The 15,128-nt window shown below is 52.2% G+C and carries 14 protein-coding genes; 4 read left to right on the top strand and 10 right to left on the bottom strand.

Translation table 11 applies throughout. The annotated features are described in order from the left end of the window. Position 1 precedes the first annotated feature (1 nt). The 4 genes from A7983_RS03655 to rbsK are packed head-to-tail and all read left to right on the top strand — an operon-like array spanning position 2 to position 3,583. A complete protein-coding gene (locus A7983_RS03655; protein ID WP_005975109.1) occupies positions 2 to 1,048 on the top strand; it encodes an ABC transporter permease in 1,047 nt (348 codons plus the stop codon). Further along, a complete protein-coding gene (alsE, locus tag A7983_RS03650) occupies positions 1,048 to 1,740 on the top strand; it encodes a D-allulose 6-phosphate 3-epimerase (RefSeq protein ID WP_005975107.1) in 693 nt (230 codons plus the stop codon). The genes A7983_RS03655 and alsE overlap by 1 nt, the downstream gene beginning before the upstream one ends. Continuing rightward, entirely contained in the window at positions 1,737 to 2,630 is an 894-nt protein-coding gene (gene alsK / locus A7983_RS03645; protein WP_005975105.1) for an allose kinase, read from the top strand. The genes alsE and alsK overlap by 4 nt, the downstream gene beginning before the upstream one ends. Beyond that, positions 2,627 to 3,583, top strand: a complete 957-nt coding sequence (gene rbsK, locus A7983_RS03640; RefSeq protein ID WP_005975104.1) for a ribokinase — start codon at positions 2,627 to 2,629, stop codon at positions 3,581 to 3,583. The genes alsK and rbsK overlap by 4 nt, the downstream gene beginning before the upstream one ends. Before the next feature lie 39 nt (positions 3,584 to 3,622). Here rbsK and A7983_RS03635 read toward each other — a convergent pair whose 3' ends face one another. The 10 genes from A7983_RS03635 to A7983_RS03590 form a co-directional block, all read right to left on the bottom strand. Then, the gene (locus A7983_RS03635; protein ID WP_005975102.1) at positions 3,623 to 3,949 is read right to left on the bottom strand and encodes a DMT family transporter; all 327 of its coding nucleotides are present in this window, start codon (positions 3,947 to 3,949) and stop codon (positions 3,623 to 3,625) included. Positions 3,950 to 3,966: 17 nt separating this feature from the next. Beyond that, entirely contained in the window at positions 3,967 to 4,383 is a 417-nt protein-coding gene (locus A7983_RS03630; RefSeq protein WP_005975100.1) for a DMT family transporter, read from the bottom strand. A 254-nt stretch (positions 4,384 to 4,637) separates the two neighbouring features. Further along, positions 4,638 to 5,588 carry a choline TMA-lyase-activating enzyme gene (gene cutD / locus A7983_RS03625; protein ID WP_005975098.1) on the bottom strand — a complete coding sequence of 317 codons (951 nt, stop codon included), beginning with the start codon at positions 5,586 to 5,588 and terminating at the stop codon, positions 4,638 to 4,640. Between the two features lie 88 nt (positions 5,589 to 5,676). Beyond that, on the bottom strand, positions 5,677 to 8,181 hold the full coding sequence (cutC, locus tag A7983_RS03620) for a choline trimethylamine-lyase (protein ID WP_005975096.1): 2,505 nt from the start codon (positions 8,179 to 8,181) through the stop codon (positions 5,677 to 5,679). A 573-nt stretch (positions 8,182 to 8,754) separates the two neighbouring features. Beyond that, complete coding sequence (locus A7983_RS03615; protein ID WP_005975094.1) at positions 8,755 to 9,444, bottom strand: SDR family NAD(P)-dependent oxidoreductase; 690 nt, start codon at positions 9,442 to 9,444, stop codon at positions 8,755 to 8,757. Positions 9,445 to 9,671: 227 nt separating this feature from the next. Continuing rightward, entirely contained in the window at positions 9,672 to 10,139 is a 468-nt protein-coding gene (locus A7983_RS03610; protein WP_005975092.1) for a YhcH/YjgK/YiaL family protein, read from the bottom strand. 167 nt (positions 10,140 to 10,306) lie between these two features. Further along, positions 10,307 to 11,494, bottom strand: a complete 1,188-nt coding sequence (locus tag A7983_RS03605; protein WP_005975090.1) for a sialidase family protein — start codon at positions 11,492 to 11,494, stop codon at positions 10,307 to 10,309. Between the two features lie 3 nt (positions 11,495 to 11,497). After that, entirely contained in the window at positions 11,498 to 12,913 is a 1,416-nt protein-coding gene (locus A7983_RS03600; protein WP_005975088.1) for a sodium:solute symporter family protein, read from the bottom strand. A 38-nt stretch (positions 12,914 to 12,951) separates the two neighbouring features. Continuing rightward, complete coding sequence (locus A7983_RS03595) at positions 12,952 to 13,836, bottom strand: dihydrodipicolinate synthase family protein (RefSeq protein ID WP_005975086.1); 885 nt, start codon at positions 13,834 to 13,836, stop codon at positions 12,952 to 12,954. A gap of 80 nt (positions 13,837 to 13,916) precedes the next feature. After that, positions 13,917 to 15,053, bottom strand: a complete 1,137-nt coding sequence (locus tag A7983_RS03590; RefSeq protein WP_005975084.1) for an iron-containing alcohol dehydrogenase — start codon at positions 15,051 to 15,053, stop codon at positions 13,917 to 13,919. Positions 15,054 to 15,128: the final 75 nt, after the last annotated feature.

Raw genomic sequence — 15,128 nt, 5'->3', positions numbered from 1 at the left:
GATGAAACGATACATCTTCAAACCGAGCGGCGCTGACGTAGGGCTATTGTTCCTCATCGCACTGTGCTGTGCGTTGTTTAGCGTGATGCTGCCCGGCCGTTTTTTTACTACCTCGACGTTCATGAGTATGGCGTTCCAGCTTCCTGAACTGGGACTGCTGACGCTGGGGATGTTTATCGCCATTCTCAGCGGTGGACTCAACCTGTGCATTATTGCGACGGCGAACCTGACCAGCCTGTTTATCGCCTGGGTGCTGCTGCACTTTCTGCCTGAAGGGGCTGGGACGGCGATGCAACTGCTGTGGCTGGGGATTGGCCTGCTGGGGGCATCGGTTATTGCTGTGGTGATTGGCGCGTTAACGGGCTTTATGGTCACGAAAGTGGGGGCGCACCCCATTCTGGTGACGCTGGCGAGCATGATGACGGTTAACGGAATCGGCATCTGGTTAACCAAAGGGGCGGCCGTTAGCGGAATGCCGGATGTCTTGCGCACGCTGGGTTCCGGCACGTGGCTTGGCATTCCGTTGCCGCTCTGGTTGTTTATGGCCGCCGCTGGCGCACTGGCTCTGTTCCTCGGCAAAACGCGGGCAGGAAAGTGCATTTATATGGGTGGCAGCAACATTAATGCCACCTGGTTCAGCGGCATCAATACGCATCGGATGCTGATGCTGGTGTACGTCATTTCCAGCCTGATGTGCGTGTTGGCCGGGCTGGTGATGATGGCGCGTTTCAACTCGGCACGCATGGGATACGGCGACTCCTACCTACTGCTCACGGTGCTGGCGATCATTCTTGGTGGCACCGATCCGAACGGTGGATTTGGTCGGGTGACGGGCGTGGTGCTGTCGCTCATCGTGCTCCAGATCCTCTCCACCGGCTTCAACCTGATGAATATCAGCCAGCACTTCAGCCTGGCGATGTGGGGAGCGGTGTTGATTGTCGTCCTCGCGCTGAAATTCTTTAAAGCTCGCTACTCCGATTACCGTGCGGTGCGCCTTAGTGCCTTACGCGCCCGCACCGATCATTTAACTGAAAAAAAGGAAGTCTGATGCGTACTAAAATTTCTCCCTCGCTGATGTGCATGAATCTAATGGAGATCAAGCAACAGTTGGCGGTTTTAAACTCGCGTGCGGATTTTTTACATGTCGATATCATGGACGGGCATTACGTGAAAAATATCACGCTGTCGCCGTTCTTCATTGAACAGATTCGCCCGCATACGCCGCTGGTGATCGATGTACATCTGATGGTGGAAACGCCCACTGATTTTATTGATGCGATTGCGAAGGCGGGCGCGGACTACATTTGCCCTCACGCTGAAACTATCAACCGAGACGCGTTTCGCGTGATTAATCAGATCCGCGCACTAGGTAAAAAAGTGGGTGTGGTGCTGAACCCGGCGACGCCGATTGAATTTATTCATCACTATATTCATCTGCTGGACAAGATTACGGTCATGACGGTGGATCCAGGCTACGCGGGGCAACCCTTTATCCCTGAAATGCTGCAAAAGATCGCGCAGTTGAAGGCGTTAAAGCAGCAACATGGTTATTCCTATCTGATTGAGATTGATGGGTCTTGTAATCAGAAAACCTACGGTATGCTGCTGGATGCGGGGGCGGAAGTCCTGATTGTGGGGACATCGGGCCTCTTCAACCTGCATGACGATCTGGCAACATCGTGGGAAACCATGACGGGACACATCGCGCAGGCACAGCGCCTGATACAGGAGTCGGCATGACCGAATGCTGGCTGGGGATCGATATTGGCGGTACCAGTACACGGTTAATGCTGATGGATGCGCAGCACCAGTGGTCGGGGTTTCGCAAGATAGCAACGGAGAACTGGGCACAGCAGCCTGATGCGCTGGCCGCCTTGACGGAGGTAATTGCGCAGACGCTGGAACCGCAGACGGTGAACGGCGTGATGTTGGGGCTGCCGGGTATTTTGAGCCGAGACCGCCAATCCGTGCTGTCGCTGCCGTTTATCCCGGCGTTGGATGGCCAGCCGGTTGCCCAGACGATTAGCGAACGTCTGGGTATCCCCGTGGCGATGGATAAAGACGTCAACCATTTGATGCTGTGGGATTTAATGCAGCTAAAGACGCTGCCAGACACGGCAGTGGGTATTTACCTCGGTACAGGGATTGGCAATAGTCTGTGGCTCAATGGCCGTTTTTATCACGGCGAGCACGGAGGATCGGGTGAGTTGGGGCATATACCCTGGCCGGATAATCAACAGCCTTGCCCCTGCGGTAACCTTGGTTGTGTGGAAACCCTGACGTCGGGGCACTGGTTGAAAAACTGGGCAATCCAGCAGGGGGAGTCAGCCATGTCGTCACTGTTTACGCGCTGGGGAACGCATCCAGATTTACAGGCGTTTATCGATCGACTGGCGAAGGTGGTTGCGATGGAAATGAATATTTTCGATCCCGACTATCTGGTTCTTGGCGGAGGCGTGTTGTCGATGGCCGATTTTCCGCATGCGGCGCTACGCGACGGGATTTGGCGGCATTTACGCCCACCAATGACACGAGAGAAGCTAAACATGGTGTTCAGTGAGGCGACGGACTATACCGGCTGTCGCGGAGCCTGTCTGGCAGCGGAGCGTCAATTCGGGAGAAAAGCATGAAAGGCAAGGTTTGCGTATTTGGCTCGTTCAATCTGGATATTGTGGCGGGCATGTCCCGCTTTCCGCAGCCAGGAGAGTCGCTGATTGCGCATCGCAGCATGATGGGGCCGGGCGGAAAAGGGGCGAATCAGGCGACGGCGGCGCTGCGTGCGGGCGCGCGCGTACACTACATCGGTAAAATTGGTAATGACGACTTTGGCCTGTTTGCCCGGCGTCATCTCGAAAAGACCGGCTTTGATGCCATTACGCTGTTTACCTGTAAGGAAAAACCGACGGGGAATGCGCTGATCTATGTGGCCGGTAATGATGCGGAAAATATGATTTCCGTCTATCCCGGTGCCAATTTGACGGTGACGGCGGCGGAAATCGCGCGCTGCCAGCCGACGGTCGCCGCCGCGGATATTTTATTGATTCAGCTAGAAAATAATCTTAGCGCGATTCAGCGTATCGTGGATATCGCACAGGCGGCGAATACCTTCGTCATTATGAATCCCGCTCCCTGGCAGAAAGTGAGTGACGCTTTGCTCAGTAAGATCGATCTGCTGACGCCAAATAGCACCGAAGCAACGCTGTTGACGGGCATCTCAGTCACCGATATTGACAGCGCCCAGCGTGCCGCAGCGGTGCTGCATCAAAAAGGGGTGCGGCAACTGGTGATCACGCTTGGCATGCAGGGGGCGTTGTTATCCACCGGTGAGACTCAGGCCCATATTCCTGCGTTTCCTGCGCAACCCAAGGACACCACGGGAGCGGGCGATGCGTTCAATGGCGCGCTGGCCGCGAGGCTGGCGGCGGGCGACACCCTGGAGCAGGCGGCGCTCTTTTCCTCCGCCTATGCCTCACTTTGTGTTGAGCGCGAAGGTGCTGCGCATGCGATGCCGCGTTATGAGGAAGCGCTGGAACGAATGCAGCAACATGCGGATCTGCTGCACGATACGGGTAACGTTCGTTAGCGCGTTGGGAATGTGGCAAAAAGAAGCGCATCGGACACGTTACATATTTGAATAGAGGTTCATGATAATGCCCCCGCTGATAATGAGTGCCATTGAAAATACCGCGGGTAAATCCGGTTTTTGTTTATAAAGCAGCATCGAAATAAATGTTACGCCGACGATGCCAAATCCGCACCATAGCGAGTAGGCCACGCCTACGGGTAAATAACCCATTGCGCGGGTTAACGAAAAATAGCAGAGGCAGTAAGCGAGAATAACGATAACGGAAGGCGTGCGTTTTTTAAATCCATCGGTTTTTTTGATCATCGAGGTGCCGGTAATTTCTGAACCAATGGAAAGCGCCAACCATAAGAATCCGTTTAACATGATGGATACCCTTATTGTTAATGAATGATTTTTGTGTCTAATGGTTGATTCTGATCGCCGCTTTTTATTGCCTCGGGTTGTTCATCCGTGCCCATTTTAGAAAAGAGATTCATGATTGCTATACCAGTAGCAATCACGACCATCCCAATGATGGCAGGAATATCGGGGTGTTGGCCGTAAAAAATAATACTGAGCGTCGAAACTAATAAAATACCGGTGCCAGACCAAGTGGCATAGGCTAAACCCACGGGAAGATGTTTTACGGCTTTTGATAGTGAATAATAACAAATGCAGTACAGCAGAATAATAACCGCTAATAAGGCTATCTTTGTCGAGCCCTGACTATTATCAAACATTTTTAACGTGGACGTGGCGGACGTTTCTGACAAGATAACGAATAACATCCACAGCCATGACTGTTTTCTGGGTGACATAGTTTTGTTCCTGATTGATGTGCTGTTAAGAATACGTGGCCTATACCCGTCATACTTCAAGTTACATGTGCGTTGGCTACGCTACTCGGCACACTTACGTGTGTCTCGCCCCGTTGGGGCCGCTGCCAGCAGCGTTCAAACCTGCCTCCGGCAGATTTGTCACTCACCCGAATCACTTACTTGAGTAAGCTCATCGGGATTCCCTCTCTTGCCGCCTGCCTGAAACTCGAATTATTTAGGGTCTAGTTTTTTCTTTAATGACGAACCAGCCGAATGTCGAAATCAAACTCGTCAAAGAAAGCACCTAAACGGTTTAGCTCTTCCTCGCTGTAACTGGGATCGGTTTGTATTGGATATATTGTGCCTAGCCTTTCGTACTTTTTACGGCCTAGCTGGTGGTAGGGCAGGATATCGATACGTCGCACATTGCCACGTTTTGCGAGCGTTTGTACGTAGTGAATCGCGCCCGTGATAGCATCATACGAATCGTTGTATCCGCGCACGAGCGGCATGCGAATAACGATTTCGGCACCCAATTCGACCAGATGCTCCAGATTACGTCGTATATTCTCATTTCCTATACCAAACAGCGCTTTATGCTGGTTCGTGTCGATATGTTTGATATCAAAGAGGAACATATCCGTTACCGCTGCCAGCCGCTCGTAATGTGACAGTGATGTCGTCCCCTGCGTTTCTACTGCGGTATTGATCATCTTTTGTTTGCATGCCTGAAGGAGCGCAACGGCAAAATCCGTTTGCAGGCTCACCTCTCCGCCGCTGAGCGTCACGCCGCCGCTTGAAGACTGATAAAAACTATAGTCTTGCATGATGACGGTCATCAATTCTGCAACAGTCACATCTTGCCCTATGATATCAAGAGCATGAGAAGGGCATACCGTTTCACATTTCCGGCAACCTATGCATTGAATAGTGCGATCGATATGATGAAATCGCTGTCCACGCTCATCAGCGGTCAAGGTGTGGATATGGTGAGGGCAGACTTCGGCACATTTGCCGCAGTACTGGCATTTATCCGGCGAGAACATGATTTGATAGGCGCGGCGTATCCCCTCTGGATTGGCGCACCAAGGGCAGAGAATATTGCAGCCTTTCAGAAAAATCAGCGTGCGAACACCTTCCCCATCATGGAGGGAGTATTTCTGAATATTAAATATTCGGCCAGTGATGTCTTGTGCTGATTCCATTTCACTCCCTCACATCTCACTCTGCCTACGGCAAGATAAACATCCTTGTTCACGGTGTGTGCCTGACTTATCTGCACGTGTTGGAGGTTCAGAATTTCTCAATCATGGTGCGGCTAATGATTTCATCCTGAACCTCTTTACAGAGCTCAACGAAGTACGCGCTGTAGCCCGCCACGCGGACGATTAAGTCACGGTATTTCTCCGGTTCCTGCTGGGCTTTCCTCAACACCTCATCGTCAACGTAGCTGAATTGCATCTGACCATTGCCCAAAATGGAGGACGTTCTCAGCAGAGTGATTAGCCCGTTGCGACCTTCTGGCGTATCTAGCATGCCTTTAAGGAATTTGAAGTTATGCACCATCCCTATGTTCATGCTTTCCACATTCATTTTGCTGACGGACTTGATGCTTGCCGTCGGCCCTTTTTTGTCTGCCCCTTGCGTTGGGCTGATCCCATCGGAGAGCGGTGTCCATGCCAGTCGCCCGTTTGCGCTGGCGGCAGTTAATGCGCCGATTGGCGTATTGTTGGAGATAGACAAGGTGCCGTGGCTAAAGGTGGAATAGAGCATCTTGTATTGGCGACACTCGCGTTCCGTCCATTCCGTGATATCGAGCGCGAGCTGGTCAACGGCGTTGTCGTCGTTGCCGTATTTCGGGGCATTCAGGCAATCCCTGTGCAGTACTTCGTAGCCTGAAAAGTTGGCTAACAGCGCGTCACGCATCTGTTCCAGCGTGTACTGACGATCTTCATAAACGAGTTTCCGAATGGCCATCATGGAATCGACGTAGGTGGCTAACCCAGAGAAGATGAGTCCAGGCCCATGATTGATGACTGCGCCGCCCGCGGTGACATCCTGACCGGTTTCCATACAGCCTTCCACCAGCAGGGACATCAGTGGTTTGGGAGCCACATCGCGATGTACGCGCTGACTGATTACGGTGCCAATTGCCGACAGGCGAATGATGTGTGCGATCTGCGTTTTCACCGCACGGTCAAAGGCTTCGAAGGTATCCAGCGTACTCAGGTCGCCAGTATCCAGCCCCTGAATGCGATCAAATAGGAGCATGCGGCCACGGTTTAACACGAACTCAATGGCGATTGGCCACTGGGTATAGCCCGTTGACGTCCACTGATAAATACGGCCTGATTTCTGTGGTTCTACGCAGCCCATCAGGCAGTAGTCGCGTGCATCGTCAAAATCGAAGCCTTTGCGCAGCATCATCTTGATATGGGAATCATCGAAGTGACATGCCGGGAAACCCATACCGGATTTGACCACATCGACAATTTTTTCCATGTACTCGTGCGGTGATTGGTTATGAATCCGGCAGGCGAGCGAAGGTTGGTACACTTTCACAAAACGTACCGCATCCATAATCAGGTAGGTAAGCTCGTTACAGGCATCGCCGCCACTGCGTTTCTGCCCGCCGACCGTCAGGTTAATAAACGGCTGATAGCCTGCGAAATATTTCGCGCCGCTTTCGCTGGACATCCACATGAGTTCTGCACATTTCAGAATGAACATCTGTAGCAGTTCCAGTGCCTGTTCGCGCGTCAGGCGGCCGGATTGAATGTCGGCTTTATACATCGGGTAGCAATATTGATCGACGCGTCCTAACGAAATACCGGTCTGGTTTTCTTCAATTTCAAACAAAGATTCCAGCGTCCAGATACTTTGCAGGGCTTCCTGCAACGTTTTGGGGGGATTGGCAGGCACATTCTCGTTTACATCGGCAATCATCAGGAGTTCTGCACGCCGTGAAGGATCGGTTTCCTGTGCTGCTAGCACTCGCGCCTGTGCGGCGATGCGGCTGGCATAGGTCATGACACCGTCGCAGGTTTCAATCGCGGCCTTATAGAAATAGATACGATCGATATGAGCCGGATCTTCCATACCCAGTTCGGCAAGTCTTGCCTGTGCATCGGCTTTGATGCCCTTCATCCCTTTCGTGAAGAGCAACACGTCATAACCCGGGCAGGTATCGCCGCCGCCATTGATCTGGTGGTAAGACAGATCGCTGACAAAAGTTTCTCCGCTGAATTCCCAGAGGCCAGCTTCACGATATTGTGCTTCGCACACTTCATCCAGTGAGCGGCCTTGCCAAAAGGGCGCGATTTCTTCGCGGATCGTTTTTTTATCTTCTTCTGAAATCTGAAACGGATCCTGAGGGCGCGTGCTCATGGTGTCCAGTTCGTCCTGTACCCAGCGCCAGGCGATATCGGGAGAGTACGCGCCAGCACGCGGTTTGCCACAGGGGTGGCCGACGATCAATTCTTCATCTTGAATCAGGATGGGGGCGGTTTCGCAGGCTTTACGAAAGGATTTCGCACGTAGCAGAATGGGGGGCAGTCCGGGGTTGTGTTTCGCGACGTCGGTAAAGGCTAACGCGCGATAAATAGAGACACTGGGACGCGCTTCTAAATAGTGGGCGCGCAGGCGCTGCATACGTGGCGTAAGGGTTTCTTGTTCTGCTACGGTTTTATCGGTAGAAGATTTTTTGCTGCCATCCTGCCAGGCTATTTTTCCGCTATTTACTATGCTGTTACCGAGTGAGAAAGGGGTTGTGTCTGGTGCTAATGTGTCATTATCCATACGAAAATCTCCTGCTGTTATTTTTTCTGACTCAATAAAGGGGTAATAAAAGTACCGTTAATAGTCTCCGAAATGCGGAATCGGCAGGGAAAGTATCCGCCTGAATCTCGACGCTAATATGTTTATTAATGGACGATTTTTATGATATTGATGATTTGTTTTTTATTAAATAACTGGTTGTTTAATATGTTGCATTGCCGTTTTATTACATCATTGTTTGGGTGTTATTAGATTAATCTAATGTGATTTTTTGGCTTGTTAATTAATAGGTGCTATTTTGAATAATTATTTTTCTATCTTGATTTTTAGGTATTCAAAATAGTGTAGGCGCTATTTAAATGAGGAGGAAGGATGGTGTTGTTAATTGATTGATTAAGATCAATTCATTCTTAGTTATTCTGCAATGGGGTTTGTATTATTATTCTATTAATTATTATCGGTTAATGTATGTGTGATAAATAAAAAGAGTTATATGTGCGATATAATTAGGCTTGCAGGGGAACGGTTGAAGAAAAGAAAGCTCAGGCCAATCTACGCTTAAGAAAATTGGCCTGTAATAATGAAAAAAGTGCACTACAGCGAGGCACCGCCGCACATCACCAACTGCTGGCCGGTAATGGCTGCCGCAGAAGGGGAGAGCAGATAACCCACCAAATCGGCCACTTCCTGCGGCTGAATGAAACGGCCAATCGGCGGTAGCTTCGGTGGTGAACTCTGGCGACCCGGCATCGTCAGCATCGGGGTTTCTGTGGCACCCGGCGCGACAATGTTTACCGTAATGCCACGTGGTGCCAGCTCCGCTGCCCAGCTTCTCGCCATACCAATCATCGCAGATTTTGTGGTTACGTACTGGCTGCGTCCTGCGGCACCGCTGGAGGTGCGGCTGCCCAGCAGCACAATTCTGCCTCCTGACGGCAGCTTATCGACCAGACGGTCGGCAAGCACCTGCGCTGCATTGATATGCAAGCGCCACAGCGTTTCGCCGTCCTCCAGTGAAAGCTGACCGAGTGGCGCAGATTTCATAATGCCCGCAGCATGAATAACGGCATCAATCTGCGCAATCTCGTCCAGAATAGCGATCAGCGCGGGTGTATCCATGATATCCACCGCACGGTGGGTAAAGTGTGGATGCGAATAGTCACCCGGCTTACGTGACAGGCCGGTTACCCGCCAGCCTTCCGCCAGTAATTTTTGCGTGATGGCGGCACCGATCCCTGAGCTGCTACCGGTAACCAGGGCGTGTTTAGGGGCTGTCGCTGACATGAGATGTGTCTCCTTAATACATTCCCGTCATACTTCAAGCTGCATGTGCGTTGGCTTCTCTTACTCACCCCAGTCACTTACTTGAGTAAGCTCTTGGGGATTCGCGCGGTTGCCGCGTTACGAGGCCCATACATGTGCCTCGCCCTAAAGGGCCAACGCTTTGCGTTGTTCAAAACGTTAACGTTTTGTCCTGCAACTCGAATTATTTAGGGGATAACCATTCTTAATTACAACAACGTAACGGGGATTTTAAATACGGCTTTTTTAACCGGCGCTGGATTGTCGTTGATGGCACACAGCGCCTGATGGGCTTCTCCCGGATAAAACGTGACGAAATCGCCTGCTCGCAGATGAATCTGATGCGGCACCTGCGGGTTATCCAGAATATAAAGATCCGGTTTACGCTCCGTTGCGGGCTGACCATGCACGTCATTCAGACCGTAACCGATAATCTCCTCGCCTGCCAGAATCAGTTGAATATCGAGGTAGTTGCTGTGAAATTCGGTATGTCGTTCGGCACGTGGTGCGGTACTCGTCGTGCCAATGTTGTAGAACCATTCGGCACCTTCTGGCTGATAACGGCCTTCTGGTAGCGCATTAAGTTCAACCAACGACATGCCCTGTGCGGACAGAATGGTCCACAGTGCGTCGGGCAGCGTAGCGAGTTTGAGGGCGTTTAGGTTTCCTGCAATCATAATAATATCCCGGGTATAGTGGGGGAGAGCCCCCGCTGGAAAAGAGAAAAAGCAGCGCGGTTTAACCTTAAGCCTACTTTTAGGAGAAACACGGGGATGAGGTTCCCGTAGGGAAGCCTCGCCCCGTGGTCGCTCCGTGTATCTCAGGCTCTAAAGGAACGACAGCCTTAACCCGCCTTGACCCACTCTTCACTTACCACGACATGCTTGATCGCCTGACGGAAGTAGGTGAACGCAAGGTGCAGCTTACCGTCTGGCGCTTGCTTGACGCTGGGGTAAGAGAACTCGCGGTTCAGCTTCTCCGTTGAGTTATTGGTCATGCAGTAACCGTCACCCACTTCGACATTGCGCTGCCACGGCCAGCTTTTACCACCGTCTTCCGAAATGGCGAGTGTCATTGGCGCGCGCGGTGCGCCCCAGAAGGCGCTACGATCGCCGGCTTGCACTTCCGGCATTTTGGCACCGCTGGCCTTGTCTTCTTCATCCTCGATTTCATCGTACAGCGACAGGCGGCGATCGGTGGCATCGGCAGCGCTCATGTGGTTGAACACCAGTGCCAGATGGCCGTTTTTCAGCGTAGTCACCTGAATGGACGAGTTGTTATTCGGCAAATCGGTTGCTACCGGATCTGACCAGGTTTTACCGCCATCGGTTGAACGGCTTTGGTAGATAAAATCGGCCCAGCGACTGCGGTACAGCGCCAGCAGCGTGCCGTCCTGCAACGGGGTGATGTTCATGTGTACGCAGCCCGTGCTGTTCGGGACCGGATATTCCCGCCAGGTTTTACCCCGATCGCTGGAAATTTTCACGGCGCTGTCATCGTTATTGCCGACCCATTTCTCACCCGGTTGAACGCGGCAGTAGAACACGGGCAGCAGCCAGTCGCCGTTTTCCAATACGGTGATGGGCTGGCGGATGAAGGTGCCTGGCTGATCGAGCAGTGTGCCGATCTCGCCCCAGGTGGCACCCAAATCCGTAGACTGACGGTAGCGCACAATCGCGGTGTCCTGATTACCGGATTTCTGTGCGGTGTACAGCAGCCACAGCACGTCATCTGGTGCGAGGAACAGCACCGGGTTCTGTTCAGAACGCGTAGCATCCTCAGACAACTTAACGGCTTTACTCCAGCTATCGCTGCCTTTCACAAGGCGGGACATGTAGATAGAGATATCCGCAATCCCTTCTTGTGTACCACCGAACCAAACGCACAGCACATCGCCGTTTGGCAGATGGAGCAGGTTGGCCGCATGATTCTGCGGGCATTCCGACGGAATGTAGGCATCCAGACGCGCGGCATCGCCTTCTGCGTGATGAACTTTTCCGCTACGTTCGACGGTAATGGTTTCGCTACTCATGACTCAGGCTCCTGATTTATTTTCAGTTTGAGAAACTTTGATTTTGTGCGCTTTGTTCGGAATCAGACGATCGATCAGTATGACGATAGCTGGGGTAATCAACGCGACATACATGTTATCGATGCCGTATGGGTTGCCGAGAATATACCAAACAGAGGTGACCACGCAGGATGATATCAGGCTAGCGTTTGCACCACGGGCGCTGCCGAAGAACGGCAGATAGAACGCAATCACGGCAACCACGGAAATCGACAGACGAATGGCACGCGTAAAGAACGACAGTTTCAGAATTTCAGGGACGAACAGAACGAAGATGAGCGGTGCGAAACCTACGACAAGCGAGAGGATTCGGGTCATTTTCATTTCTTTTTCTGGCGTTGGTTTCCAGTAAGGAACGTAGAAGTCCTTAATTAACAGGGAAACGATAGCCAGTGCCACCATACTTACGCTGATGAAGATAGAGGCGACCAGTGATGTCGTGACCAGACCAGCGAGCCATGGATTCATGTCTTGCAGGAAGACCGGCATCGCGTACAGGCTGTTGATTTCAGGGTGGGAAAACTTCGCTGCGACACCGATGACCGCGATAGCCAGTGCAATCGGCATACAGAAGAAGAAAGCGACCCAGGTGGCGCGTTTCGCGCTGGTGGCATCTTTCGTTGATGAAATGGCCTGAATCACGAACTGCGTACAGAAGATAGAACCGATAGTCCCGATCAACCAAGCGAAGATAGTACTGGCACCGAGTTTCCCGTCCCACGTCCAGTAATAATCCGGCATTTGTTCAATCATCGGTTTGAAGCCGCCGGTCATTTTCAACGCCACGAACAGAATGATCATCACCCCTACGTATTTCACGGCGCTGTGGATCAACGTGATGTAGGCTGTCCCTTTCAGACCACCGAAGTAGTAGTAGAAGGTACTGACGACAGCGGTGATCAGCGCAGCGACAGGCAGCGAGACTTTCAACACGGTGGCGATGGCCGCTGCGCCGCTGACGTAGTTGCCCACGTTTACCAGCAACAGCGCATAGATCATGATGATCGAGATAATATTTTTGGTGCTAGTACCGTATTTCTCGGCAATCGCGCCGGAGATGGTGATTTTCCCAGTGTTATAAATCTTCTTCACCAGAATAATACCAAACAGCGGGAAACCGATGGCGGCGCCAATCACCGACCAGGAGGCGGCAAAGCCGTTCTCAAAGGCAGACTGTGCCGTACCGATGGTGGATTTGGCACCGATGAATTCGGTCATCAGCAGGATACCGACGATAAACGCCGGTAGTGCGCGTGAGCCTTCCATGAACTCGGTGTTCGATTTACTGCGGAGCTTGTAGGTTAACCATGAGGTGAATGCGATATAAAACACAATCATCCCAACGATTATGAGGGTGTCAGTTAAGCTAAAATGGTTCATATCTTCTCGGCCTATAAGTGGAAATTGAAATTTCTCTGTTACTGCGAGAATTGACTAAGTATGTTGCGGATGTTGTCTTCATCCTGTGCGGAAAACTGGATCGGATAGCGGCTGACGCCGACATCTTCACCCATGATTGCCAGCGCTTTCTTCACCACAGCCGGTGAGAATGCGATGGCATACAGTGTCTTACGCAATTCGGCAACCTGTTCTTGTGCCTGACGCGAGCCTTCAATGTCACCTGCATGGAAACGATGCCAAATCTGGCTGATCGGTTCCGGTGCCACGTTAGCCAGCCCGGAAATACAGGCGGAGCAGCCGTCAACAAAGCCCTGGTGAATGAGCGAGTCTGGGCCATTCAGTACGTTAAAACCCTGCACACCTTTCACCGCTTGCACATAACTGCTCAGGCTTTCATAGCTGCCTGCGCTGTCTTTGATGCCGATGATGTTCGGGTGATCTGCCAGCGTGCGGACGGTTTCCGGCGCCAGCGTATTTCCCGTGCGTGCAGGAATGTTGTAGAGAAACACCGGCACGGTCAGCGCATCGGCGACGGCGGTGTAGTGGGCGATCAGTTCTTCCTGTTTTAGTGGAATGAAATACGGGGTGATGACAGAAACGGCATCAACACCCAGCGCGGCGATGCGTTTGCCGAGCTTGATGGTTTCCCGCGTGGAGATTTCACCGATGTGGCCGACAACCGGCACTTTTCCGGCAACTTCATCAACGCAGGTTTCCGTGACGGCGACTTTCTCATCGGTGTGCAGAACGAAAAACTCACCGTTGGTGCCGTTACAGAAAATACCGTTGCCATAGCGCATCTGGCGTTGAACCTGAAGACGCATGGCTGCGGGATTAAATTCGCCCTGGTTATCAAATGGCGTGACGATGGCGGTCAGGACGCCAGTAATGTTCTTACTCATTGTTCTTCCTCGTGACACGTAATCAAAAAGTGAAAACCTAAAACTGTTCTACTCAAAACGATGTTCTTAACGCTGCGCTGTTAAAACAGGGTCAGATAAACCTCACGCACATCGTCAGCGCTGACCTGCGTCGGTACATTTTTCATCAGGCGCTGAACCTGTAACGCGGCATCGACCAGGTAGGGCAGGTGATCTTTTTCCACGCCAAGCTGTTGTAAGGTGTTGGGCAGATTAAGTCGTTTGACCAGCTCGCTGAAATAGGTCACCAGCGCCTGCGCTTTTTCTGCTGTATCGAGCGTCAGATCGGCATCCGGCAGCAGGTCATACGCTTGAGCGAATTTGTCCTGTGCGGCGTCCTGCACGAAACGCATGCAAGGTGCAAGCAAGATGGCGTTCGCTACGCCGTGTGGAATGTGGTACTTGCCGCCGAGCGGGTAGGACATCGCATGAACCAGATGCGTACCGGAGTGGGCAATGGCGGCACCGCCGTAATAGGACGCCCACAGCATATTCAGCTTGGCTTCCAGATTGCCCGGCTCACGCACGGAGGTTTCGAGGTTGGCAAACAGCTTTTTCAGGCCAATCAGCGCGTAGTTGTCGCTGACCGGGTTGGCAATCGTAGACGTGAAGCACTCGATCAGGTGGCAGAGCGCATCAATACCGGTTGAAGCGGCGATGTGTGGCGGCATGCTGATCGTCAGCTCTGGCACCAGCGCAACGTAGTCCGGCAGCATCACGGGCGTAATAATGCCGACTTTCGTCTCTTTCTCTGGGATCGCCAGAATGGCATTCGGCGTGGCTTCTGAGCCAGTTCCCGCCGTGGTTGGGATAAGCAGTGACGTTGTGCGGCGGGTGGGTTTTTCCCCTGCCAGCAGGCTATCCAGCGTCACGGTTTCATCACCCGCGCATAGCACGGAAAGCAGTTTGGCGACATCCAGCACGCTGCCGCCACCGACGCCGATCACCAGATCGGTCTGGGTTTGTGCCAACTGGCTCAGGATCTGGGCAACGTCATGCTGGCTCGGCTCGGCAGGCACATTATCCACCAGCAGAACCTGCGGAACGGCTTGCTTAACTTGTGCGATTAGCGCCTGAACGTCAGGCAGCCCGACAATGTTTTTGTCGGTGACAAATAAAACGTGCTGTTTTCCTGACAACAGGTGACTGATGTCCTGAAGTACCCGGTAGCCGCTGAGGATAGTGCTATTGATGTTCATGCTTATTACCTTGCCTTTTCTCTTCTTCGCCAGAGCGTTATCGCGATGATAATGGTTGCGATAGTGATTATTTTC

It is taken from the genome of Pectobacterium wasabiae CFBP 3304 (genome assembly GCF_001742185.1).
Classification (GTDB): domain Bacteria; phylum Pseudomonadota; class Gammaproteobacteria; order Enterobacterales; family Enterobacteriaceae; genus Pectobacterium; species Pectobacterium wasabiae.
This window is presented reverse-complemented; position numbering and strand designations above follow the sequence as displayed.